This window comes from Pseudomonas reactans (genome assembly GCF_013385825.1).
GTDB lineage: Bacteria > Pseudomonadota > Gammaproteobacteria > Pseudomonadales > Pseudomonadaceae > Aquipseudomonas > Aquipseudomonas reactans.
In genome coordinates this window covers 42,170-66,441 of record NZ_JACAPG010000019.1, presented here as the reverse complement: position 1 = coordinate 66,441, position 24,272 = coordinate 42,170, and the positions used below count along the sequence as shown (strand labels likewise).

General features: G+C 60.2%; 21 protein-coding genes and 4 tRNA genes. 18 read left to right on the top strand and 7 right to left on the bottom strand.

The window, feature by feature from the left end; all coding sequences use genetic code 11:
- Positions 1-35: 35 nt before the first annotated feature.
- The 10 genes from HX868_RS22430 to HX868_RS22385 all read left to right on the top strand — a co-directional run bounded on the left by HX868_RS22430 (position 36) and on the right by HX868_RS22385 (position 9,446).
- A tRNA-Arg gene (locus tag HX868_RS22430) sits at positions 36-112 on the top strand.
- Between the two features lie 32 nt (positions 113-144).
- Positions 145-220: transfer RNA gene (locus HX868_RS22425), tRNA-His, on the top strand.
- 56 nt (positions 221-276) lie between these two features.
- Positions 277-361 (top strand) — tRNA-Leu (locus tag HX868_RS22420).
- A gap of 77 nt (positions 362-438) precedes the next feature.
- Positions 439-514, top strand: a tRNA-His gene (locus HX868_RS22415).
- Between the two features lie 401 nt (positions 515-915).
- Positions 916-2,226, top strand: coding sequence for a trigger factor (gene tig, locus HX868_RS22410; RefSeq protein ID WP_177004401.1), 1,311 nt, complete (start codon positions 916-918; stop codon positions 2,224-2,226).
- A 91-nt stretch (positions 2,227-2,317) separates the two neighbouring features.
- Entirely contained in the window at positions 2,318-2,953 is a 636-nt protein-coding gene (gene clpP, locus HX868_RS22405; protein WP_016978016.1) for an ATP-dependent Clp endopeptidase proteolytic subunit ClpP, read from the top strand.
- 112 nt (positions 2,954-3,065) lie between these two features.
- On the top strand, positions 3,066-4,349 hold the full coding sequence (gene clpX / locus HX868_RS22400; protein ID WP_010209414.1) for an ATP-dependent Clp protease ATP-binding subunit ClpX: 1,284 nt from the start codon (positions 3,066-3,068) through the stop codon (positions 4,347-4,349).
- Between the two features lie 174 nt (positions 4,350-4,523).
- Complete coding sequence (gene lon / locus HX868_RS22395) at positions 4,524-6,920, top strand: endopeptidase La (RefSeq protein ID WP_016978018.1); 2,397 nt, start codon at positions 4,524-4,526, stop codon at positions 6,918-6,920.
- A 133-nt stretch (positions 6,921-7,053) separates the two neighbouring features.
- Positions 7,054-7,341 carry an HU family DNA-binding protein gene (locus tag HX868_RS22390; RefSeq protein WP_221034285.1) on the top strand — a complete coding sequence of 96 codons (288 nt, stop codon included), beginning with the start codon at positions 7,054-7,056 and terminating at the stop codon, positions 7,339-7,341.
- A gap of 230 nt (positions 7,342-7,571) precedes the next feature.
- On the top strand, positions 7,572-9,446 hold the full coding sequence (locus HX868_RS22385; RefSeq protein WP_177004400.1) for a SurA N-terminal domain-containing protein: 1,875 nt from the start codon (positions 7,572-7,574) through the stop codon (positions 9,444-9,446).
- A 48-nt stretch (positions 9,447-9,494) separates the two neighbouring features.
- Here HX868_RS22385 and HX868_RS22380 read toward each other — a convergent pair whose 3' ends face one another.
- Complete coding sequence (locus HX868_RS22380; RefSeq protein WP_177004399.1) at positions 9,495-9,935, bottom strand: helix-turn-helix domain-containing protein; 441 nt, start codon at positions 9,933-9,935, stop codon at positions 9,495-9,497.
- Between the two features lie 79 nt (positions 9,936-10,014).
- Here HX868_RS22380 and HX868_RS22375 point away from each other — a divergent pair, with 79 nt between their 5' ends.
- Both HX868_RS22375 and HX868_RS22370 read left to right on the top strand, forming a co-directional pair.
- Positions 10,015-10,509 carry a DUF2938 domain-containing protein gene (locus tag HX868_RS22375; protein ID WP_177004398.1) on the top strand — a complete coding sequence of 165 codons (495 nt, stop codon included), beginning with the start codon at positions 10,015-10,017 and terminating at the stop codon, positions 10,507-10,509.
- Positions 10,510-10,598: 89 nt separating this feature from the next.
- The gene (locus HX868_RS22370; protein ID WP_177004397.1) at positions 10,599-11,123 is read left to right on the top strand and encodes a GNAT family N-acetyltransferase; all 525 of its coding nucleotides are present in this window, start codon (positions 10,599-10,601) and stop codon (positions 11,121-11,123) included.
- Here the strand turns inward: HX868_RS22370 and HX868_RS22365 are convergent.
- Positions 11,103-12,275 (bottom strand): MFS transporter, encoded by a 1,173-nt coding sequence (locus HX868_RS22365; RefSeq protein ID WP_177004396.1) that lies wholly within the window; start codon positions 12,273-12,275, stop codon positions 11,103-11,105. The two genes, HX868_RS22370 and HX868_RS22365, sit on opposite strands and share 21 nt — an antisense overlap.
- 119 nt (positions 12,276-12,394) lie before the next feature.
- On the opposite strand from HX868_RS22365, the gene HX868_RS22360 reads away from it, so the two are divergent.
- The gene (locus tag HX868_RS22360) at positions 12,395-13,294 is read left to right on the top strand and encodes a LysR family transcriptional regulator (protein ID WP_095016801.1); all 900 of its coding nucleotides are present in this window, start codon (positions 12,395-12,397) and stop codon (positions 13,292-13,294) included.
- Positions 13,295-13,383: 89 nt separating this feature from the next.
- Positions 13,384-14,166, top strand: a complete 783-nt coding sequence (locus HX868_RS22355; RefSeq protein ID WP_095016800.1) for a DUF2242 domain-containing protein — start codon at positions 13,384-13,386, stop codon at positions 14,164-14,166.
- Between the two features lie 247 nt (positions 14,167-14,413).
- On the opposite strand, the gene HX868_RS22350 is transcribed toward HX868_RS22355, so the two are convergent.
- Both HX868_RS22350 and HX868_RS22345 read right to left on the bottom strand, forming a co-directional pair.
- Complete coding sequence (locus HX868_RS22350) at positions 14,414-15,442, bottom strand: AraC family transcriptional regulator ligand-binding domain-containing protein (protein ID WP_177004395.1); 1,029 nt, start codon at positions 15,440-15,442, stop codon at positions 14,414-14,416.
- Positions 15,439-16,569 (bottom strand): carbon-nitrogen hydrolase family protein, encoded by a 1,131-nt coding sequence (locus HX868_RS22345; protein WP_177004394.1) that lies wholly within the window; start codon positions 16,567-16,569, stop codon positions 15,439-15,441. Before HX868_RS22345 ends, HX868_RS22350 begins: the two co-directional genes overlap by 4 nt.
- A gap of 211 nt (positions 16,570-16,780) precedes the next feature.
- Between HX868_RS22345 and HX868_RS22340 the strand changes: the two genes are divergently transcribed.
- Both HX868_RS22340 and HX868_RS22335 read left to right on the top strand, forming a co-directional pair.
- Positions 16,781-18,820: an NADPH-dependent 2,4-dienoyl-CoA reductase gene (locus HX868_RS22340; protein ID WP_177004393.1), complete on the top strand. Its 2,040-nt coding sequence runs from the start codon at positions 16,781-16,783 to the stop codon at positions 18,818-18,820.
- A 57-nt stretch (positions 18,821-18,877) separates the two neighbouring features.
- Positions 18,878-19,762 carry a 1-aminocyclopropane-1-carboxylate deaminase/D-cysteine desulfhydrase gene (locus HX868_RS22335; RefSeq protein ID WP_177004392.1) on the top strand — a complete coding sequence of 295 codons (885 nt, stop codon included), beginning with the start codon at positions 18,878-18,880 and terminating at the stop codon, positions 19,760-19,762.
- Here the strand turns inward: HX868_RS22335 and HX868_RS22330 are convergent.
- The 3 genes from HX868_RS22330 to HX868_RS22320 form a co-directional block, all read right to left on the bottom strand.
- The gene (locus HX868_RS22330; RefSeq protein WP_177004391.1) at positions 19,752-20,309 is read right to left on the bottom strand and encodes a cytochrome b; all 558 of its coding nucleotides are present in this window, start codon (positions 20,307-20,309) and stop codon (positions 19,752-19,754) included. The genes HX868_RS22335 and HX868_RS22330 overlap by 11 nt on opposite strands.
- Positions 20,310-20,423: 114 nt before the next feature.
- Positions 20,424-21,251, bottom strand: coding sequence for a phosphonoacetaldehyde hydrolase (gene phnX, locus HX868_RS22325; protein ID WP_095016794.1), 828 nt, complete (start codon positions 21,249-21,251; stop codon positions 20,424-20,426).
- Between the two features lie 50 nt (positions 21,252-21,301).
- Positions 21,302-22,450: a 2-aminoethylphosphonate--pyruvate transaminase gene (locus HX868_RS22320; protein WP_177004390.1), complete on the bottom strand. Its 1,149-nt coding sequence runs from the start codon at positions 22,448-22,450 to the stop codon at positions 21,302-21,304.
- 110 nt (positions 22,451-22,560) lie between these two features.
- Here HX868_RS22320 and HX868_RS22315 point away from each other — a divergent pair, with 110 nt between their 5' ends.
- On the top strand, positions 22,561-23,418 hold the full coding sequence (locus tag HX868_RS22315; RefSeq protein WP_177004389.1) for a LysR substrate-binding domain-containing protein: 858 nt from the start codon (positions 22,561-22,563) through the stop codon (positions 23,416-23,418).
- 99 nt (positions 23,419-23,517) lie between these two features.
- Positions 23,518-24,225: a YebC/PmpR family DNA-binding transcriptional regulator gene (locus HX868_RS22310; RefSeq protein WP_016976136.1), complete on the top strand. Its 708-nt coding sequence runs from the start codon at positions 23,518-23,520 to the stop codon at positions 24,223-24,225.
- Positions 24,226-24,272 lie beyond the last annotated feature (47 nt).

The window sequence follows — 24,272 nt, the reverse complement described above, 5'->3', positions numbered from 1 at the left end:
TAGTTTGTAATCCTCCAAGAGTACAGATTAATCAGGCGCCCGTAGCTCAGCTGGATAGAGCATCCGCCTTCTAAGCGGATGGTCGCAGGTTCGAGTCCTGCCGGGTGCGCCATTAGGCAGCTTTGGCACAAGTAGCGCTATATGGTGGGCGTAGCTCAGTTGGTAGAGCACGGGATTGTGACTCCCGTTGTCGAGGGTTCGATCCCCTTCGTCCACCCCATATTTTAAAAGGCGCCAGATTAATCGTCTGGCGCCTTTGCTTTAAGGGCTTCAAGCGCGGATGTGGTGGAATTGGTAGACACACTGGATTTAGGTTCCAGCGCCGCGAGGCGTAAGAGTTCGAGTCTCTTCATCCGCACCAAATAAAGCTTGGTCCCGTCGAAAGGCAGGGCAGGGCTCAACAAAGAAGTGGTTTGGTTTCTTTGTTAACGCAATATGGTGGGCGTAGCTCAGTTGGTAGAGCACGGGATTGTGACTCCCGTTGTCGAGGGTTCGATCCCCTTCGTCCACCCCATATTCGAAAGGCGCCAGATTTAACAGTCTGGCGCCTTTTTTGGTTTCAGCGGTTCGAACTATCCCGCGACTGCCGGTAGCGGGTCGCAACGGCAGGGCGTTTCGTCGTATTTGTGTATCTCGATGATGCCGCGCTGCCTGCCAGTCCCGTTTGAGGGGGTGGCCGTCAGGGAGATGGCTGACGACTTCTTCTATATATAGGAGGGGCGGCGCAGAGCCCTGGCGTGATGGGTTGTATTTGTCACCGGGGCGAGGTGCATCAGTGCCTTCGTACCGATAAATTGCCGGCTGTTTTCGGGCGTATTTGCAGTAGGGTGACTTCTTGAGTTTGACCCACTAGAATGCATGCCCTTGATTGGGGTCGGAAATGGCCGGCTAACGTCTGTGCAACGAGGAATATCCATGCAAGTTTCTGTTGAAAATACTACTGCTATCGAGCGTCGCCTGAGCATCACCGTGCCGGCTGAGCGCATCGAAACTGCGGTCAACAAGCGTCTGCAGCAGACTGCCCAGAAGGCCAAGATCGCTGGTTTCCGTCCAGGCAAAGTGCCAATGAGCGAAATCAAGCGCCGTTTTGGTGCCGATGCGCGCCAGGAAGCTGTCGGTGACGTGATCCAGGCTTCTTTCTATGAAGCTGTTGTTGAGCACAAGCTGAACCCGGCTGGTTCGCCGTCGATCGAGCCTAAGTCCCTGGAAGCTGGCAAGGACCTGGAATACGTTGCAACGTTCGAAGTGTTCCCTGAATTTGAAGTGGCCGGTTTCGACGGTATCGAAATCGAGCGTCTGAGCGCCGAAGTGGCTGATTCGGACCTGGACAACATGCTGGAAATCCTGCGCAAGCAGAACACCCGTTTCGAAGTGGCCGACCGCGCTGCCCAGAACGAAGACCAGCTGAACATCGATTTCGTTGGCAAGGTTGACGGCGAAGTGTTCGCTGGCGGCTCCGCCAAGGGTACTCAGCTGGTACTGGGTTCCAACCGCATGATCCCGGGTTTCGAAGACGGCCTGGTTGGCGCCAAAGCCGGCGAAGAGCGCGTTCTGAACCTGACTTTCCCTGCTGACTACCAGAACCTGGACCTGGCTGGCAAAGCCGCCGAGTTCACCGTGACCGTCAACAGCGTTTCCGAGCCTAAGCTGCCAGAGCTGAACGAAGAATTCTTCGCTCAATTCGGCATTAAAGAGACTGGCATCGAAGGCTTCCGCACCGAAGTTCGCAAGAACATGGAGCGCGAGCTGCGTCAGGCCATCAAGTCCAAGGTCAAGAACCAGGTCATGGACGGTCTGCTGGCCGCCAACCCGATCGAAGTGCCTAAGGCCCTGCTGTCCAACGAAGTGGATCGCCTGCGCGTTCAAGCTGTTCAGCAGTTTGGTGGCAACATCAAGCCTGACCAACTGCCGGCCGAGCTGTTCGAAGAGCAAGCCAAGCGCCGCGTCGTGCTGGGCCTGATCGTGGCTGAAGTGGTCAAGCAGTTCGACCTCAAGCCTGACGAAGACCGCGTTCGCGAAATGATCCAGGAAATGGCTTCGGCCTACCAGGAGCCAGAGCAGGTCGTGGCTTGGTACTACAAGAACGATCAGCAACTGAACGAAGTGCGTTCGGTTGTGCTGGAAGAACAAGTTGTGGATACTGTTCTGCAGAAGGCTAAGGTGACCGATAAAGCGGTCTCTTACGAAGAAGCAGTCAAACCGGCGGAAGCAGCACAAGCCGACTGATTGTCCAACTCGTTGGAAATACAACCATAAGCCAGCCTCGCGCTGGCTTATGCGTTTTCAAGACATGACTATTTGGGAGTAACTGCAGAGCATGTTCCGTAATTCCTATATTCAGCAGAACTCTGATATCCAGGCCGCTGGCGGCCTGGTCCCGATGGTTGTCGAGCAGTCCGCTCGTGGCGAACGCGCCTACGACATCTACTCGCGCCTGCTCAAGGAGCGAGTGATCTTTCTGGTGGGCCCCGTAGAGGACTACATGGCCAACCTGATCTGTGCGCAGCTGCTGTTCCTTGAAGCGGAAAACCCGGACAAGGACATCCATCTCTACATCAACTCCCCGGGCGGTTCGGTGACGGCCGGCATGTCGATCTACGACACCATGCAGTTCATCAAGCCGAACGTGTCGACCACGTGCATTGGCCAAGCCTGCAGCATGGGCGCATTCCTGCTGACCGCAGGTGCTGAAGGCAAGCGTTTCTGCCTGCCGAACTCGCGCGTGATGATTCACCAGCCACTGGGCGGTTTCCAGGGCCAGGCGTCGGACATCGAAATCCACGCCAAGGAAATCCTGTTTATCCGTGAGCGTCTGAACACGCTGATGGCCAAGCACAGCGGGCGCACCCTGGAAGAAATCGAACGCGACACCAATCGCGACAATTTCATGAGTGCCGAAGCCGCGCAAGCCTATGGCCTGATCGACGCAGTGATCAGTCAGCGCCCCGCTTAATATAAGCCGCTCAAAATAGGGCTGGTCGGCATGTCCGACCACTGGCGGGCTTGAAAAAGCCCGCATAAGCCTTCATCTTGTGTTGCAAGCCTATCGGATTTGGATCGAACGAATGACTGACACCCGCAACGGCGAGGACAACGGCAAGCTGCTCTATTGCTCCTTCTGTGGCAAAAGCCAGCATGAAGTGCGCAAATTGATTGCCGGCCCCTCGGTCTTTATCTGCGACGAGTGCGTCGACCTGTGCAATGACATCATCCGCGAGGAGGTGCAGGAAGCCCAGGCCGAAAGCAGCGCGCATAAATTGCCTTCGCCTAAAGAAATCAGCGGCATCCTTGACCAGTACGTGATTGGTCAAGAGCGTGCAAAGAAGGTTCTGGCCGTAGCGGTGTACAACCACTACAAGCGCTTGAACCAGCGTGACAAGAAAGGTGACGAAGTTGAACTCGGCAAGAGCAATATCTTGCTGATCGGTCCTACAGGCTCGGGTAAAACCCTGCTGGCAGAGACCCTCGCTCGCCTGCTGAACGTTCCGTTCACCATCGCCGACGCCACCACCCTCACCGAGGCTGGCTACGTGGGTGAGGACGTCGAGAACATCATTCAGAAACTGCTGCAGAAGTGCGACTACGACGTAGAGAAAGCCCAGATGGGTATTGTCTACATCGACGAAATCGACAAGATCTCGCGCAAGTCGGACAATCCGTCGATCACCCGGGACGTTTCCGGTGAAGGCGTGCAGCAGGCCCTGTTGAAACTGATCGAAGGCACGGTCGCTTCCGTACCGCCACAAGGTGGTCGCAAGCACCCGCAGCAGGAATTCCTTCAGGTTGATACACGCAACATCCTGTTTATCTGTGGTGGTGCGTTCTCCGGCCTGGAAAAAGTCATCCAGCAGCGTTCGACCCGCGGCGGCATCGGCTTCAGCGCCGAAGTACGCAGCAAGGAAGAAGGCAAGAAGGTTGGCGAGTCCCTGCGTGAAGTCGAGCCTGACGACCTGGTCAAGTTCGGTCTGATCCCGGAATTCGTGGGTCGTCTGCCGGTCCTGGCCACGTTGGACGAGCTGGATGAGGCTGCTCTGATTCAGATCCTCACCGAGCCTAAAAACGCCCTGACCAAGCAATACGCCAAGCTGTTCGAGATGGAAGGTGTGGACCTCGAGTTCCGTACCGACGCCCTCAAATCGGTGGCCAAGCGGGCACTGGAGCGCAAGACCGGTGCACGTGGCCTGCGTTCGATTCTGGAAGGCGTGTTGCTCGACACCATGTATGAGATCCCCTCGCAGTCCGAGGTGAGTAAAGTGGTGATCGACGAAAGCGTTATAGAAGGCAAGTCCAAGCCACTGTATATCTACGAAAACAGTGAGCCGGCTGCCAAGGCTGCGCCCGACGCGTAAGCGTTTCGCAGTGTCGGTATAAACAAGGGGCCTCCAGGGGCCCCTTTGTTTTTGCGGCGTTTTTTGCCCCAAAGCGTTTACTGCGTTTAACTGCTGGCAATAAGCTTGTTTTTTTTGCATGCAGCCCCCATCTTGGTTTCAAGCTTATTTTTCATCTGTCATAGAGGCGAAATCATGAAGACCACCATCGAATTGCCTCTCCTGCCGTTGCGCGATGTCGTCGTCTATCCGCACATGGTTATCCCGCTGTTCGTGGGGCGCGAGAAGTCTATCGAAGCCCTCGAGGCCGCGATGACGGGCGACAAGCAGATCCTGCTGTTGGCCCAGAAGAATCCTGCTGATGATGATCCAGGCGAAGACGCCCTGTATCGTGTCGGCACCATTGCTACCGTACTGCAACTGCTCAAGCTGCCTGATGGCACCGTCAAGGTGCTGGTCGAAGGTGAGCAGCGGGGCGCGGTCGAGCGTTTCATGGAGGTGGATGGCCACCTGCGTGCCGAAGTGGCGCTGATCGACGAAGTCGAGGCCCCTGAGCGCGAGTCCGAAGTGTTTGTGCGCAGCCTGCTCTCGCAGTTCGAGCAGTATGTGCAGTTGGGCAAGAAAGTCCCGGCTGAAGTCCTGTCTTCCCTCAACAGCATCGATGAGCCAAGCCGCCTGGTCGACACCATGGCCGCGCACATGGCGCTGAAGATCGAGCAGAAGCAAGACATCCTCGAAATCATCGACCTGTCGGCGCGTGTCGAGCACGTGCTGGCACTGCTGGACGCCGAAATCGACCTGTTGCAGGTTGAGAAGCGCATCCGTGGTCGCGTGAAGAAGCAAATGGAGCGCAGCCAGCGCGAGTACTACCTGAATGAGCAGATGAAGGCCATTCAGAAAGAGCTCGGCGACAGCGAGGAAGGCCACAACGAAATCGAAGAGCTGAAAAAGCGTATCGATGCCGCTGGTCTGCCAAAAGACGCCCTGACCAAGGCCACCGCCGAGCTGAACAAGCTCAAGCAAATGTCGCCGATGTCGGCTGAAGCCACCGTGGTGCGCTCCTACATCGATTGGCTGGTTCAGGTGCCGTGGAAGGCCCAGACCAAAGTGCGCCTGGACCTGGCGCGCGCTGAGGACATCCTCGACGCCGACCACTATGGTCTCGAAGAAGTCAAAGAACGCATCCTCGAATACCTCGCCGTGCAAAAGCGCGTGAAGAAAATCCGTGGCCCGGTGTTGTGCCTTGTCGGTCCGCCTGGCGTGGGTAAAACCTCCCTGGCAGAGTCGATCGCCAATGCTACCAACCGCAAATTCGTGCGCATGGCCCTCGGCGGTGTGCGTGATGAAGCGGAAATTCGTGGTCATCGCCGGACTTACATCGGTTCGATGCCAGGAAGATTGATTCAAAAGATGACAAAAGTGGGCGTGCGCAACCCGCTGTTCCTGCTCGATGAAATCGACAAAATGGGCAGTGACATGCGTGGCGATCCGGCATCGGCGTTGCTCGAAGTGCTCGACCCGGAGCAGAACCACAATTTCAACGACCATTACCTGGAAGTCGACTACGACCTGTCCGACGTAATGTTCCTGTGCACCTCCAACTCCATGAACATCCCGCCGGCACTGCTGGACCGGATGGAAGTGATTCGTCTGCCGGGCTACACCGAAGACGAGAAGATCAACATTGCCGTCAAATACCTCGCGCCCAAGCAGATTTCGGCCAATGGCCTGAAGAAGGGCGAGATCGAATTTGAGGTCGAGACGATCCGCGACATCGTGCGCTACTACACCCGCGAGGCCGGTGTAAGGGGCTTGGAGCGCCAGATCGCGAAGATCTGCCGCAAGGCGGTCAAGGAACATGCATTGGAAAAACGCTTCTCGGTGAAGGTCACCGCCGACTCCTTGGAGCACTTCTTGGGCGTGAAGAAATTCCGCTACGGCCTGGCCGAGCAGCAGGATCAGGTAGGGCAGGTGACGGGCCTGGCGTGGACTCAGGTGGGCGGCGAATTGCTGACCATCGAAGCCGCGGTGATCCCTGGCAAGGGCCAACTGATCAAGACCGGTTCCCTGGGTGACGTGATGGTTGAATCCATCACCGCCGCGCAGACCGTGGTGCGCAGCCGCGCCAAGAGCCTGGGGATCCCCCTGGACTTCCACGAGAAGCACGACACCCACATCCACATGCCGGAAGGGGCGACCCCGAAAGACGGCCCTAGCGCTGGCGTAGGCATGTGCACGGCCCTGGTGTCGGCATTGACTGGTATTCCGGTGCGCGCCGATGTCGCCATGACCGGGGAAATCACCCTGCGTGGTCAGGTATTGGCCATCGGTGGTCTGAAAGAGAAATTGCTTGCTGCACACCGGGGTGGTATCAAGACGGTGATCATTCCTGAAGAGAATGTTCGTGACTTGAAGGAAATTCCTGACAACATCAAGCAGGATCTGCAGATTAAACCGGTTAAATGGATTGACGAGGTCCTGCAAATTGCGCTGCAATACGCGCCGGAGCCCTTGCCGGATGTGGCTCCGGAGATAGTTGCCAAGGACGAAAAACGTGAGTCTGATTCCAAGGAAAGAATTAGCACGCATTAATGTGTTAAAGCCTGGGGGCTTCCTTGACAGCTTTTTAGAGCCCTTGTTATAAAGCGGCTCTTAAGTGTCTGTAGGCCATTCAGCACTGGTTTTTGCTTTCACCAAAAAACTTAGAATCATACTCAATAGATATATAAGGGGACTTAGAGTGAACAAGTCGGAACTGATTGATGCTATCGCTGCATCCGCTGATATCCCGAAAGCTGCTGCTGGCCGTGCGCTGGATGCAGTAATCGAATCCGTCACTGGCGCTCTGAAGGCCGGCGACTCCGTGGTACTGGTAGGCTTCGGTACGTTCTCTGTGACTGATCGCCCAGCTCGCACTGGCCGTAACCCACAGACTGGCAAAGCACTGCAGATCGCTGCTGCCAAGAAACCAGGTTTCAAAGCCGGTAAAGCCCTGAAAGAAGCCGTTAACTAAGCTTCGATCCAGCCTTTATCTACCCAGGTCGAACCCAGGTTCAACCTGGGAGCGGAGCGGCAGCAGACCCGTGTATGCATCGGGTCGCCAAGCCGGGGGGAGAACCAAAGCCCCCGTCCGCTCCGCCAGTTGCGAGAAGGCGCATCCTTGGATGCGCCTTTCTTATATCCGTACTCTACCCACGCTCCACGGTTGCCAATTTCTGAAGTTCAACCGTTTCTGGGGGACGCATGCTGCAAAATATCAGGGACAATTCACAAGGCTGGATTGCCAAGACCATTATCGGGATCATCGTCGCATTGATGGCGTTCACCGGTATCGAGGCCATTTTCCAGGCTTCGGGTAACAGTAAGCAGGACGTGGCCAAGGTCAACGGTGAAGAAATCACCCAGACCGAACTGAGCCAGGCCGTCGACATGCAACGTCGCCAGCTGATGCAACAGCTGGGCAAGGATTTCGATGCCTCCCTGCTGGACGAAAAACTGCTGCGCGAAGCGGCCCTCAAGGGTTTGATCGATCGCAAGCTGTTGCTGCAAGGCGCTGCTGACTCCAAGTTTGGCTTCTCTGAAGCTGCGCTGGATCAAGTGATCCTGCAGACACCGGAATTCCAGGTAGACGGCAAGTTCAACGCCGAACGCTTTGACCAGGTGATCCGTCAACTGGGCTACAGCCGTATGCAATTCCGTCAGATGCTGACCCAGGAAATGCTGATCGGCCAGGTTCGCGCAGGTATTGCCGGCAGCGGTTTCGTCACCGATGCCGAAGTGCTGGCATTCGCTCGTCTGGAAAAACAGACCCGCGACTTCGCTACCGTCAACATCAAGGCCAACCCTGCCGCGGTGAAACTCACCGACGACGAGGTCAAGGCTTACTACGACCAGCACGCCAAAGAGTTCATGACCCCGGACCAAGTGGTCATCGACTACCTGGAATTGAAGAAGTCTTCCTTCTTTGACCAGGTCAGCGTGAAGGACGAAGAACTGCAGGCGGCCTATCAGAAAGAAACCGCCAACCTCGCTGAACAGCGTCGTGCGGCGCACATTCTGATTGAAGTCAACGACAAGGTCACCGACGCGCAAGCCAAGGCCAAGATCGAAGAGATCCAGGCACGCCTGGCCAAGGGTGAGAAGTTCGAAGCCCTGGCCAAGGAGTTCTCCCAGGATCCAGGTTCGGCCAACAGTGGCGGCGACCTCGGTTTTGCTGGCCCTGGCGTCTACGACCCGGATTTCGAAACCGCCTTGTACGCGTTGAACAAGGACCAGGTCTCGGCACCGGTGCGCAGTTCCTTCGGTTGGCACCTGATCAAGCTGTTGGGCGTTGAAGCACCGCAAGTGCCGACGTTTGCCAGCCTGAAAGACAAGCTGACCAAAGAGCTGAAGACCCAGCAGGTTGAGCAACGTTTCGTCGAAGCAACCAAGCAGTTGGAAGATGCGGCGTTCGAAGCTTCCGACCTGGCCCAGCCGGCGTCCGACCTCAAGCTGACCGTACACACCTCCGCGCCGTTTGGCCGTGAAGGTGGTGAAGGTGTTGCGGCCAACCGTGCCGTGGTCACTGCTGCTTTCAGCCCGGAAGTGTTGGATGAAGGTGCCAACAGCACCGCTATCGAACTGGATCCGGAAACCATCATCGTGCTGCGTGCCAAAGAGCACCTGAAGCCTTCGCAATTGCCGCTGGAAAGCGTCAATGCGGCAATTCGCACGCAGATGGCCAAAGAGCGCGCCAGCGCAGCTGCCAAGGCTCATGCTGACGAGCTGATCGCCAGTCTGCGTGATGGCAAGACCCCGCTGAACCAGCCGGTCGACGGCCAGGCGTGGAAGGTCACTGAAGCGGCTACCCGTAGCCAGGACGCGATCGACCCTGCCGTGTTGCAAGCCTTGTTCCGCATGCCCAAGCCTGCGGCCAAGGACAAGCCGACCTTCACCACGGTGACCCTGGCGGACGGTAGCCTGGTGATCGTGCGCTTGAACGGCGTCAACGAAGCCGCTGCCCCAACGGACGAAGAAAAGGCGCAATACCGCCGCTTCCTCGCCTCCCGTGTTGGTCAGCAGGACTTCGCGGCGTACCGCAAGCAGTTGGAAACCAAGGCTGACATCAAGAAGTTCTGATGTTGGTTTGAACAAGAAGCCCCCGGCCTGAAAAGACCGAGGGCTTTTTTATGTGCGCTGGAGTGGGCTGCTCGGTTGTGAGGCACCCGTCGTCCTGCTCCTTTTCAGTTTGCCTGCGGCGACTTTTAGCAGACGTTGGAAGTTCGGGCATTGGCCATGGTCAGTCGCGGGGCACTCTGCGGCATGGCGCAATCCAAGGCTCATCGCCTTCAGGCGTTTGATGGTCGCGTCTATGCTGTCGGCCTTGTCCAGCAGCACCTGCCTGTCCACCTGCAAGGCACCCTCGACCGGGAGCATGGTGCGGATCTCGTCCAGAGACAGGCCGCCAGCTTGCCCAAGGGCAATCAGCGCCAACTGATCGAGCACATCGGGTTTGAAGTGCCGTCGTTCGCCGGGTGCGCTGGTCGCGGCGATCAATCCGGTCTTTTCATAGAACCGCACGGTGGAAGAGGGTAGTCCGGTACGCCGGGCCACTTCTGAGATATCCATGATGCATCCCTTGACTTGAAGTTGACTTCAACTTCTATCCTGCCTGTGAACGAGAGTCTCATCAATCAGAGGGCAGGCAATGTTGTCGATGGCAGAAGGGGTCAGGTTGGTATTGGTCGGGGTGGGTGCGACCGTGGTGATGGACGTGTGGTCGCTGCTCCTGAAAATGTTGGGTGTTGCGACGCTTGACTACGCCATGGTGGGGCGATGGGCGGGTCACCTCTGTCGTGGCACGTTCGCCCATGCCAGTATCGGCAAGGCTACGCCGGTACGTGGGGAAGCCTCCTTGGGGTGGGTGATTCACTATGCCGTCGGCATTGCCTTTGCGGCGCTGCTGGTGGGCCTCTACGGCGTGCAATGGTTGCATGTCCCTACGGGATGGCCTGCGCTGATAGTGGGCACGGTCACGGTGGTGATTCCTTACTTCGTACTGCAGCCCGCCATGGGCGCGGGTGTGGCGGCGTCTCGTACGACCACGCCTTGGAGAAATCGTCTGCGAAGCTTGGTGTCTCATGGCGTGTTTGGTGGCGGTTTGTACCTTTCGGCTGTGATGCTTGCGCAAACAGTCGGGTAGGTAAGGCAGCAGTGCTGTGCGATGAGACCTTGTGTCCAGTTGTGTTTAACGGGGATGCTGGAGGGCCACTGACGAAGGAGTGTTCAAACATGTGGACTCAAGGACGCGACAGTTTGGCGATCCGCCGTGCCAGCGCGAACGACGCTGCGGCCGTATTGCAGGTGTTCGACGAGGTGATTGCCTGGTTTGTCGCCATCGACAACCCTGGCCAATGGGGCGCTGAGCCCTGGTCGACGTCGCCCCGGCGGGTCGTGCAGGTGACTGAAGCTTGCGCATTGCCCGGCGCATGGGTCGTGGAAGGCCCTGACGGGCGGATTCACGCAGCGTTGGTCCTGGGTGAGCCAATGCCTTATGTGCCTGCGGCAACTGAGCCGGAGGTGTACGTGCGTCTGCTGATCGCCGCACGCGATAGCGGTGTACGTGGCCTGGGCCGGCGTCTCATGGCTTTCGCCGACGAGCGCGCCCTTGCCTTGGGAGTGCAGCGCTTGCGGGTAGATTGCTACGGTGGTGGGAGTGGCGATCTGGTGCGGTTTTATGAGTCTTGTGGGTATGAGCGCCTCTCAACGTTCGACGTGGGGGGGTGGCCGGGCCAGTTATTGGGGCGCAGTCTTTAGCGCACCGGTAAAGGCCAGCAACATCAGCAGCATAACGGCCCAGGCAAATGCGCCGACGCCCCAACCCTGCAGCAACACCCCGCCTGCCAGGCCGCCGCCCGCTATGCCCAGGTTCCAGAAGGTCACCAGCATCGATTGCGCGGCATCGGCCGATTCGCCCGCCGATTGGGCCAGTGCCGTTTGCAGCAATGCAGGCAACCCGCCGAACGCCAAGCCCCATAACGCCACGGCGACGTAGATGACCGCTGGCAGGTTGATCCAGAACGCCAGCGCCAAGGCAATCAGGCCAAACATCGCGCAACTGATCAGCAGCAGCACGCGCAGCCATCGATCAATCAGCACGCCAGCCAGCCATATGCTCAATAACGCCGCAAGGCCGAACACCAGCAGCACCTGGTCGATATCGGCAGCCATTCCTGCCGGCGCCAGCAGCGGCGCGATGTAGGTATAGAGAATGTTGTGGGCCAGTACGTAGGTAAACGTCACCCATAGCACCGGACGAATGCCCGGCAGCGCCAACACTTGGTGCAATCCCAAGCGTTTGCCTGCCGGTTCGCATGCGAAGTCCGGCAGTTGCCAGCGCGCCCATGCCAACAGCACCAGCGTCAGTCCGGTCATGATCGCAAAGCTCAGGCGCCAGCCAACGGCGGCCCCGAGGAAGGTGCCTGCGGGTACACCCAGCGACAGCGCCAGCGGTGCGCCAAGCATGGCCACTGCAATTGCCCGGCCTTGCAGGTGTGGCGCAACCATCCGGCTGGCATAACCGGCCAGCAGCGCCCACAGCAGTCCGGCAAATACACCGGCAAAGAAGCGCGCCACCAGGGTCAGCCCGTAGTGGCTGGAAACGGCGGTCACGCTGTTGACTAAAGCGAAGCCGCCGATTGCCAGCAGTAACACAGGGCGACGTCGCCAGCCTCGGGTCAGCAGCGTCAGTGGAATGGCCGCCAGCAGTGAGCCCAGTGCGTACAGCGTGACCATTTGACCGACCAGCGCGGGCGATACGGCCAGTCCTGCGCCTATTTGCGGTAGGAGCCCGGCGGGCATGGCTTCGGTGAGGATGGTGATGAAGCCGGCGCTGGCCAGGGCAAGCAGTCCGCCCAGCGGCAGTGTTTCGGGTCGGGCGTTTACGGGGGAATCGGTGAGGGCAGTCATCGTGCTCTGTCCATGCAAGAGGGCAAGGCGCCAGAGTAGGGGGCTGTGCCTGGCGGAAAAACAGGCTAAGGTTCCGAACTTATCGGACTTGAATGTCCGCAATCATCAAGGACCCTTTCATGGACAGCCTGGGCAGTCTTTGCGTATTCGTGCAGGTCGCGGAGACCCGCAGCTTCACCGCCGCCGGGCGGGTGCTGGGCGTATCGTCTTCGGCCATCGGTAAAAGCATCGCGCGGATGGAAGAGCGCCTGGGTGTGCGGTTGTTTCACCGCAGCACCCGCAGCATCACCTTGACCAGCGAAGGCGCGCTGTTCCTTGAGCGCTCGCGACGCATCCTGGCCGAGGTCGAAGCCGCCGAGCGAGAGTTGAGCGAAGCCAGCGCCACCCCTCGGGGCAAGTTGCGTATCAGCCTGCCGCAAGTGCGTGGTTTGCTGATGCCGGTGCTCAGCGATTTCATGCGCGCCTACCCGGACATCGAGCTGGATGTGGATTTTTCCGACCGCATGGTGGACGTGATCGAGGAAGGGTTCGACGCGGTGATTCGCACCGGCAAGCCAGAAGATTCGCGGCTGATGGCCCGTCATCTGGGGCATTACCAGTTGGTGCTGGTGGGCACGCCGGGCTATTTTCGCGAATATGGCACCCCGCTACAGCCACAGCACTTGAGCGACCATGCCTGCCTGCGCCACAAGTTCTGCGCGACCGGCAAGCTGGAGCCTTGGCCGTTGCGACTTGCACCGGGCGCCGCCGAGCCCGTCTTGCGTGCGCCGTTGATCAGTACCACCATTGAGTCCCTCAACCACGTGGTGCACGAAGGCTTGGGCATTGCCTGCCTGCCGGACTACATGGTCAACCAGGCCGTGCGCGAAGGGCGCCTGCAAAGGGTGCTGGATGATCACCTGGAGCACCGCGGCAGTTTCTGGATGCTCTGGCCCTCCAGCCGCCACGCCTCGGCCAAACTGCGCGTGTTTATTGATCATATGTGTGCCGGGCTGTTTCCTACGGGCGGCGTCGTGTAAGGCTGTGACGTTTTACCGACAGGAATGCGCGCGCCAAGGCCGCGTTCTGTTGCACAATACCGCCCGGACCGTTTTCCTCAGGATTTTCAATGTCGACATCATTTCACTTGCGTAGCCTCGGGCTGGCGCTGGTGCTGGCGGGCGCCGCGGGCTGCTCGTCACCCAAGACCGCCATTTATGAACATGAAAATTTCGACGACTCCGGTACGTTTTCCAGGGATTACCCAGTCACGGACGTCGCAGCGTGTGAAGCCGCGCGGCGTGCCTTGCTGAGCCAGGGCTACATCATCACCAGCAGCGATCCGAAACTGGTCGTGGGTAACAAGAGCTTCCAGCAGACCGGCGAAACCCACCTGCAGATCAGCTTCAACGTGGTGTGTGCCGATGATGGCAAAGGCACCAACCATTCGACGATGTTCGCCAACGCCTTGCAGGATCGCTACGCGCTGAAGAAGGTCAACAACTCCGCGAGCCTGGGTGTGGGCGTGCTGGGCTCGGTGTCGATGCCGATCGGCTCCACCGATGACTCGATGGTGAAGGTGGCCAGCGAGACGGTGTCCGCGCCGAAGTTCTACGAGCGTTACTTTGCGCTGGTGGATGTGTTCCTGCCGCAAGAGGTGAAGAAGGCCGAGAACATTCCTGAGAAGCCCAAGGCTGAGCTTGGCGTGCCGGAACCTAAAGCCGCACCCGTCGCCGAGAAAGTCGAGCCGCCGAAGGAAGAGCCCACTGTGTCACAGCCGGTGGCACCTCCTGTCGAGGCTGCGCCGATTGCGCCGATTGCGCCGCAGGCCGAGCCTGCACCTGCGCCAACCAATCCCGAGCTGCCACCGCCGACAGAAGCCATTCCGCCGCTGCCGACGCCTGCGCAGTAAATCGGTGAGGCTAAATCCGCACAACGCTGCTACGTTTAATTCTTGAGTGCAGGAACGTCATGACTCCGACATTTTTTCGTCATCACGGCACTTTAGGCTGGTGATGCAGGTCATTTATCTGCAGCCACACTTAACTCAAGAAGGAGTCCACCATGGACGATTACCAGGAAGAACTGCTGGAGTACCACGCGATCGAGTTGGACCCGCTGGAACCGGCTGACGATGCAACAGAGCTGTAATACCGACTTCAGGCGGAATGCCGCTGACTGCGGCGAAATTCCCCTGGGGTCTGGTTGTTCCACCGCCTGAAGGCCCGTTGAAACGCCTGGGCCGAGGCAAAACCGAGCAAGTAGGCGATCTCGCCGAATGCCAGTTCCGTATCGCGAATGTAGGTCATGGCCAGGTCGCGGCGGGTGTCGTTGAGAATTGCGCGGAACTGAGTGCCTTCGTCGGCCAGTTTGCGACGCAGCGTCCAGGTAGGCAGCTTCAAGCGTGCCGCCACTTCTTCCAGGTCGGGTTCCCGGCCGCCATTGAGCATCGGCCCGAGCAACCGGGTAATGCGCTCGCGCAGGCTGCGGGTGCGGGTCAATTGCTCCAACTCTTGCTCACACAGTTGTAACAACAGGTTCCAGGTGCTGGGGCAATGCTGTGGGTTGCGCAGGGCCAGGGTTTGCTGGTTGAGGCGTAATTGGTTGGCCTCGGCGCCGAAGTGGATGTCTCCCAGCACGCTGTACTGATCGCTGTATTCCGGCGCTTCAAATTCGATGTCGATGCGTTGTGCCTGCACCGGCTGCTGGGCCAGGCTCGACAGTTGATGCAGCCAGCCGGCGATGATCGAGTCCACCACAAAGCGGTTGTAGGCGTTGTAGGGGCTGATGGAATAGAAGCGCAGCCAGGCGCCTTCAGCATCTTCGACAAAGCTCGACTGCCCGCGATAATTGGAGCCGTACAGCGCTTCGAAGCGGGTGAGTGCCCGCGCCGCTTCGCGCACGTTGGGGGCCTGGGCGGCGGTGACGCCCGCCAGTCCGCCTTGGCTCAGGCGGCTGAGTTGGCCCATGCGCAGCCCCAGGCCCGGATCGCCGGTGAGTTGGATGGCCGCATGGCCAAGACGCATGTAGCGCGGGATCGACAACCGTGCACCGGCCTCAGCCAGGCGCGCCGGGTCGAGGCCGTATTGCAGCAGCAGTGGCTGCGGGTCCAGGCCGTGACTGTGGACGGCGTCGGCCAGGGCGTGCACGAAGCCCACCGACAAATCCCCCAGCCGTACGGGCTTCACAGCCAGATATTCAACAAGCGCGCGCCACGGGCTTCGCCATCGGCGTTGACTTGCCCGTTGCTGCTGAGAAAGCTGTGCCCGGCAGTGCCCAGGTCCCAGAACTGGCCGCGCAGGAACACGCTCATGCCGGCGCTGGCCTGGCTGATGGGTTGCTGGCTGATCAGCGTAAGCCGACGCCAGGCTTCGCCCTCACTGAGTTCTTCGGGCTTGAGGCTGATTTCGGTCGGCGTGGACACGCTTTTGAAGCCGCGCCACGGGCGGTCCCAGGTATCACGACCCAGCACAAAAGCCGGCACCGCGATCAATTGCGCGCCTTGTTCGTTGAGTTTGCGGTAGTTGTCCGGGTACCAGCTATCGCTGCCCACCAGTACGCCCAAGCGGCCAGCCGGAGTGTCGACCACGCTGACGACATTTTCGTCACCGGGCTCGATAAAGCCGCGCTCATCGTAGATCGGGTAGAGCTGGCGTTGCGGATCGCCGATCGGCAAACCATCGGCGGCAAACACCACGCTGGCGTTGTACAAGGCGCCATGGCCGACGCGCAGTTGGCCCTGGCTCACACTCGGGTTGGGCAGGGTGATGGAGCCGGCGACCAATGTGACCCCGAACTCCTTGGCCAGGCCGCCGAACAGCACTTGGTAGTCCCGTGCCATGCCGTCGGCTTTCATGCGCAGGTAGGCGTCATCGGTGCGGTTATCACCGGTGGCGCTGATCCAGGCGCGGGCGAACAGTAGCGGGTTGCTCACCGACATCCAATTCATCGCATCTTTGGCGTGGAGGGCCTGGTACACCTCGTTTTTCTCGCCGGTGAGCATCAGCCAGGTGCCGATATGCTCGGGCAGTACCACGATGGTCTTGTCGTTGATCAGCCCCTGGTCCCGCGCTTTTTGCAGGTAGGCCGCGAGCTTCAAGTGCAGGCGTTCCAGGCTCTGGTAGTCGGCCGGGAACAGCTCCGGTTGGATGCCCAGCAAGTTGCCACGGTCGGCTGGCAGGCCTTCGTTGACGGCGAGGGTGATGCGCAGGTCCGACAGGTAATGCGCCACGGGGCGCTCCTGGGTCCAGACCAGATACGCGGCGACGGCGGCAACCAGGGCCATGGTGACAGTAAAAGCTAGAAGTTTACGCATGGGGGAACAGACAACAGACCGTGTGCAGGGTTCGCGACTAGGGTAGGGCCCATAAGCCGGCTTGCCAAGGGGCACTGTGCATTTGGATCAATAACTTGTCAGTTTCGGTCATTGAGCCGTCGTCCACCGCCTCTTAGTCTGTGGGACATAAACCGATGGCAGGCCATTCGAGCCTTCCACGTCCCGTGATGATCCGTTGTGGAGCTTGACCATGACCGCTGCTGCCTACCCGCACCTGCTGGCCCCGTTGGACCTGGGTTTTACCACCTTGCGCAACCGTACCCTGATGGGCTCGATGCACACCGGCCTGGAAGAAAAGCCCGGAGGTTTTGAGCGCATGGCGGCTTACTTTGCCGAGCGCGCTCGCGGCGGCGTGGGCTTGATGGTCACTGGCGGCATCGGCCCGAATGATGAGGGCGGTGTGTATGCCGGTGCGGCCAAGCTGACTACCGACGAAGAAGCGCAGAAACACAAGATTGTGACCCAGGCCGTACACGCAGCAGGCGGCAAGATCTGCATGCAGATCCTCCACGCCGGCCGGTATGCCTACAGCCCCAAGCAGGTAGCACCGAGTGCGATCCAGGCGCCGATCAACCCGTTCAAACCCAAGGAGCTGGACGAAGGGGGCATCGAAAAGCAGATCCAGGATTTCGTCACCTGCTCGTTGCTGGCCCAGGTCGCCGAGTACGACGGCGTGGAAATCATGGGCTCCGAAGGTTATTTCATTAACCAATTCCTCGCTGCTCACACCAACCACCGTACCGACCGCTGGGGCGGCAGCTACGAAAACCGTATGCGCCTGGCCGTGGAAATCGTGCGCCGTGTGCGCGAGGCCGTGGGCCCGAACTTCATTATCATCTTCCGCCTGTCGATGCTGGACCTGGTGGAAGGCGGTAGCACCTGGGAAGAAATCGTGCAGTTGGCCAAGGCCATCGAAGGTGCTGGCGCGACGATCATCAACACCGGGATCGGCTGGCACGAAGCGCGCATCCCGACCATCGCCACTAAGGTACCCCGTGGGGCGTTCAGCAAAGTCACCGCCAAGCTGCGCGGTGCGGTGCAGATTCCGCTGATCACCACCAACCGTATCAACACCCCGGAAATCGCCGAGCAGATCCTCGCCGAAGGCGATGCCGACATGGTCTCCATGGCGCGGCCATTCCTGGCCGACCCGGACTTCGTCAACAAGGCTGCCGCCGGGCGTGCCGATGAGATCAACACCTGCATCGGCTGTAACCAGGCGTGCCTGGACCACACCTTCGGCGGCAAGTTGACCACCTGCCTGGTCAACCCGCGGGCGTGCTACGAGACTGAACTCAATTACCTGCCGGTCAAACAGATCAAGAAGATCGCTGTGGTGGGCGCCGGTCCTGCGGGCCTGGCGGCTGCCACGGTGGCGGCAGAGCGCGGGCATCAAGTGACCCTGTTCGATTCCGCCAGCGAAATCGGCGGCCAGTTCAACATCGCCAAGCGTGTGCCGGGCAAGGAAGAGTTTTTCGAAACCCTGCGCTACTTCAAACGCAAATTGCAGACCACCCACGTCGAGCTGTGCCTCGACACCCGCGTCGATGTGGCGCAACTGACGGCAGGCGGTTATGACGAGATCATCCTCGCCACCGGCATTGCGCCGCGTACCCCGGCGATTCCAGGCGTCGACAACGCCAAGGTGCTGAGCTACCTGGACGTGATCCTGGAGCGCAAGCCCGTGGGCAAGCGCGTTGCGGTGATCGGTGCGGGCGGTATCGGTTTTGACGTGTCGGAATTTCTCGTGCACCAGGGCGTATCCACCAGCCTCGATCGCGAAGCGTTCTGGAAGGAGTGGGGCATCGACACCCAGCTGCAGGCCCGAGGCGGCGTGGCCGGGATCAAGGCCCAGGTGCATGCCCCGGCGCGTGAAGTGTTCCTGCTGCAGCGCAAGGCCTCCAAGGTCGGCGACGGCCTGGGCAAGACCACCGGCTGGATCCACCGCACCGGCTTGAAGAACAAACAGGTGCAGATGCTTAACAGTGTCGAATACCTGAAGATCGACGATGAAGGCCTGCACATCCGTATCGGCGCCGAGGGCGAACCGCAGGTGCTGGCGGTGGACAACATCGTCATCTGCGCCGGCCAGGACCCGTTGCGCGAATTGCAGGACGGCCTGGTCGCGGCCGGCCAGAACGTGCACCTTATCGGCGGCGCCGACGTGGCGGCCGAGCTGGACGCCAAGCGCGCCATCAACCAGGGCTCGCGCCTCGCGGCCGAGCTGTAAGACCCGAAGCGGGGCGGTGTTAGACTACCGTCCCGTTTTTCATGCAGATTTCCTCCGATGGGTCCTTTCGATTGGCTGCCCCACGCACCGCTTGAACCTTTGCGCCTGGATTGGCTGAAAGGTGTCGAGCTGGCCGTGTTGCGCCTGGACCGCATCGACCCGCTGATCAGCGGCAACAAGTGGTTCAAGCTCACCGGGCACTTGGCGCAGGCGCTGAACGCTCGCGGCATCATCAGCCTGGGCGGTGCGTATTCCAACCATTTGCACGCGTTGGCGGCGGCGGGGAAACGCTTCGGTTTTCCTACGGTTGGCCTGCTGCGTGGGCATCCTCAAGACACTCCCACAATCCAAGACCTGAAAGCCTTCGGCATGCAGCTGCATTGGCTGGGGTATGGCGGCTATCGTGCGCGGCATGAGCCGGGCTTTTGGCGACCTTGGCGCGAGCAATATCCCGATCTCCATCCCGTGCCCGAAGGCGGTGGCGGGCTTGTCGGTGCCATAGGCTGTGGTGTGCTGGTCGAGCAGGCTCGCGCGCAGTTGCCCGCACTGGGCTGGGCGGATTACGACGCGTGGTGGTTGGCGGCGGGTACCGGAACCACTTTGGCAGGGTTGGTGCTGGCAGAGGCGGGCGCGCACCGGGTGTACGGCGCCATGGCGGTGCCGGATGACCACGGCGTGGCAAAGAACGTCGACGCCCTTGTGCAGGGCGGCTATGAACTGCTGGACGGTAGCCGAGGTGGCTTCGCAAAAGTCGACCCGGTGCTGCTCGACTTCATCGACGCCACGCAACAGGCCTGTGGCTTGCCGTTGGAACCGCTCTACACCGGCAAGGCGTTACTGGCCTTGAAGACGCAGATCGAGGCCGGGCGATTTACCGCCGGCACTCGCTTGATCTTCGTCCACACCGGCGGCCTCCAAGGCAACCGGGGCTTCACGGGTTGACGCGCTTGCCCGGCATCATGCGCAACGCCGTGTTGTCTCGCAGGATGTAATGGTGGGCAATCCCCGCCAGCGCATGCAGCCCGATCAGCCAATAACCGACCTTGCCGAACCACACATGCCAGCCTTCGATTTCCTTGGCCAATGCTTTGTTCTCGCCGATCAACGGCGGCAATTCCATCCCGTAGAACATCACCGAATGCCCCTCGGCACTGACGATCAGCCAACCGGCAATCGGCATGCCGATCATCAGTGCATAGAGTGCGAAGTGCATCAGGGTCGCCAACAGGCTTTGCCATTGCGGTGGCGCCGGTACGATCTTCGGCGCCACACCCAGGCTGCGTGCGAACAACCGCAGCCACACCAGCACAAACACGGTGAGGCCGAACATAAAGTGCATCTCGACGATCAACGTCCGTGCACCGCTGCCTTTGGGAAACTGGCCGCGTAATTCAATGCAGGCGTAGACCACCGCCAGCAGCACCACCATCAACCAGTGCAACGCGATCGACATGGTGCTGTAGCGTGTATCGGAGTTTTTCCACGGCATCGCTGGTTTCCTCACTCATCAGGGCAAACCTCCATTCTTTGGTGATGGAGTCCTTTAACTGTATGCCGGTTTTGAGCGGTTTGCCTGGCGTAAATGCCCTGGTATTGACCTCGGTCAGTGGCTCTGCGGCATTTCCCCGCGGGCCAGCCGTGCGTTGATGTCGGTGATGACCGCGGGCAGGTCATTGATCGTGTCGATCAGGTAGTGCGGGCGCGAGCCTTCGAACATCGCCTCGATCCGTTTGCGCTCGCTGGCCAGGGTCGCGGCATCCAAGCTGCGGAACTGTTCGTAGGTCAGGCCCAGCGCATTGCCGGAACAGGTCAGGGCCACGGTCCACATGCCGGCGCGACGGCCTTCGAGGATACCCGGCACGGTGTCGTCGACCTTCACGCACGCCGCCACATCGTCAATGCCCAGGGCGATCACGTTGGCCAGGGCCTGGGCCGGCCAGGGGCGACCGTTGGGCACTTCATCGGTGGCAACCACGTGGTCGGCGATGTAGCCATTGGTGGCGGCCAGGGCGACGACTTTATCCATGACTTGCTTGGGGTAGCCGGAGCAGGAACCGATCTTGATGCCTTGCACACGCAACCGGGCGATGGTGTCGAGGGCGCCAGGGATCAGCGCCGAGTGTTCGGCGATCTTCTCGATCTGCAAGGGCATGAAGCGCTGGTAGATGGCAGTTACGTCGTCATCGGTGGGCGTGCGGCCAAAGGCCTTGCGGTAGCGCTCGGCGACCTGCGGTTGGTCGCAAAGGGTGCGGATGTGGTCCCACTTGCCCATGCCCATCGGGCCACGGGCTTCTTCGATGGAGACTTGCACGTCGAACTCGGCAAAGGCCTCGACAAAGATCTGCGTCGGTGCGAAGGAGCCGAAATCGACCACGGTGCCGGCCCAGTCGAGGATCACCGCTTGCAGGGTGTTGGGGTTCTGATAGTTCATACACAAATCCTGTAGGAGCTGGCTTGCCAGCGATGAACGAAAATGAGGTTTTACAGAAGGAACGCGTCGCCGGTGATCGCCGGCAAGCCGGCTCCCACAGGTTGGAGCACATTCATTTCCTGCAGTACTTGCGCGATCGCGGCGACGGCTGCATGCATGCCCGTCGCATCCACATGCCCGATGCAGCCCACACGGAAGGTTTCCACCTGAGTCAACTTGCCTGGGTACAGTATGAAACCCTTGGCCCTGACCCGTTCGTAGAAGTCCTTGAACTGGTAGCGCGGGTCGTGTGGGGCGTGGAACGTAACGATGATCGGCGCCTGGATTTCAGCCGGCAGGAAGCTGCGCAGGCCCAGTTCGGCCATGCCGTCGAGCAGTGCGTGGCAATTGCGCGCATAGCGTTGATGACGGGCGGGCAAGCCGCCTTCCTCGGCGTATTGCAGCAGCGCTTCGTGCAGGGCCGCCACCACATGGGTCGGCGGGGTGAAGCGCCATTGGCCGGTCTTGGCCATGTAGGCGTGCTGGTCGAACAGGTCCATCGCCAGGGAGTGGCAATTGCCTTGGGCCGCAGCCAGTGCCTGTTTATCGGTGAAGACAAACCCCATCCCCGGCACGCCTTCCAGGCACTTGCCTGACGCGGCGATCAACGCGTCGAAAGGCACTGCGCGGGCATCGATCGGCAACGCACCAAAGGAACTCATGGCATCGATGATCAGGCGCTTGCCGTGGGTTTTCACGACCTGGGCTATCTCGGCCAGCGGGTTGAGGATGCCGGTGCTGGTTTCGCAATGGATCAGCGCGACGTGCGTGATGGCCGGGTCGGCTTGCAGCAGACGGTCCACATCGGCAGGGGTAGTGGGTTGGTCTTCGGCGGTTTCAAAGGTGCTGAACTCGCGGCCCAACACTTCACAGATTTTCGCCAGTCGCTTGCCGTAGGCACCGTTGATCAGTACCAACACCTTGCCGTTGCGCGGCACCAGGGTGCCGATGGCAGCTTCGACGGCGAAGGTGCCGCTGCCTTGCAACGGTACGCAATGGTGGCTGGCCGCGCCGTCGATGATTGCCAGCAACTGCTCACAGACGCTGGCGGTGAGCTGGTTGAAGCGGTCGTCCCATGAACCCCAATCCACCATCATGGCCTGGCGGGTGCGGGCGGAGGTGGTCAGCGGGCCGGGCGTGAGCAGGATGGGCGTCGTCATTACAAGTCCTCGCGAAGCATCGGATGAATCTACGGCGCCTAAATTGCAGTTTGGCTTGTCATCAATCAAATTGTTTGTTGTTATGCGAGCTATCAGTGAGGCCGATAGCTATGAACCTGTTTCAACTGCGTGCATTCGATGCCGTGGCCCGCGAGGGCAGTTTTACCCGTGCGGCGGCGCGGTTGTTCATCAGCCAGCCGGCGGTGACCGGGCATATCAAGGCACTGGAAGAGCACTACCAGATTCCGCTGCTGCGCCGCACCGCCAGGCGCGTGGAATTGACGGAGGAGGGCGCGCGGTTGGCGGCGATCACCCGGGCCATCTTCGGCCTGGTGGACGAAGCGCAGACGATGCTGGAGGCCAATCGCCAATTGCTCATCGGGCGCCTGGAAGTCGCAGCCGACGGCCCGCACCTGGTGATGCCGATGATCGCCAGCTTGCGTGCGCGCTACCCCGGCATCACCGTGAACCTGCGCCTGGGCAACGCCCAGGAAACCTTGGCGGCGTTGTTGTCCGAGCATGCGGATGTCGCAGTGCTGACGGAGGTGGAGCCACGCAATGGCCTACACCTGCAGCCTCTGAGCGAATCACGGATTTGCGCGCTGGTGCCGGCCAGTCACCCGTGGGCGGCGCTGCCCAAGGGTATCCGCCTGGAACAACTCAATGAGGTGATCATGGTGCTGCGCGAGCCGAGTTCCATCACCCGGCGTACGTTCGATGACGCCTGCCAGGCTGCCGGTGTACAGCCTAAGGTGCTGCTGGAACTGGACAGCCGTGAGGCGGTGACCGAAGCCGTGGCCGCTGAGTTGGGCGTGGGCGTGGTCTCGTCGATGGAGGTCAGCCCGGACCCGCGGGTGCGCGCCGTACCGATCCAGGGCGATGGGCTGGTGAACCGGCACATGCTCGGCTGCATGGAGCGGCGTCGCTCGTTGCGCTTGATTCAGGCGTTTTTCGAGTTGGCGCCCTGACGGTTTTTTGGTGGAACGTTGCGTTTTTGCGCTATAAACTCTGCCCCCAAAGCGCCGGCCAGTAGACGTTTGGGCGCGATGGACAGAAGAGAGTGAGTCATGGGCGCACAGTGGAAAGTCAAACATAAAGAAGCGGCAGCCAATGCCAAGGGCAAGATTTTCGGCAAGCTGGTGAAAGAAATCACCATCGCCGCCCGCAACGGCGCCGACACCTCCACCAACGCCCACCTGCGTCTGGTGGTGGAACAGGCCAAAAAGGCCTCGATGCCCAAGGAAACCCTGGACCGCGCCATCAAGAAAGGCGCCGGTCTGCTCGGCGAAACCGTGCAATACCACCGCGTGACCTACGAAGGCTTCGCGCCGCACCAGGTGCCGCTGATCGTCGAGTGCGTGACCGACAACATCAACCGTACCGTGGCGGAAATCCGCGTGGCCTTCCGCAAGGGCCAACTGGGCGCTTCCGGTTCCGTGGCCTGGGACTTCAACCACGTCGGCCTGATCGAAGCCTCGCCGGACAGCCCGGACGCCGATCCGGAAATGGCCGCTATCGAAGCCGGCGCCCAGGATTTCGAAGAGGGTGAAGAAGAAGGCACCACCCTGTTCATCACCGAGACCACCGACCTCGACGCAGTACAAAAAGCCTTGCCGGAGCAGGGTTTCACCGTGCTGTCGGCCAAGCTGGGTTACCTCTCGAAAAACCCGGTGAGCGGTTTGAGCGACGAGCAGATGGCTGAGGTTGAAGCCTTCCTCGAAGGCTTGGACAACCACGATGACGTGCAGGATATGTTTGTCGGGTTGGCTGGCTGACGCTTACGTGCTGACTGACAATGCCTTGTAGGCGTCCGGCTTGCCGG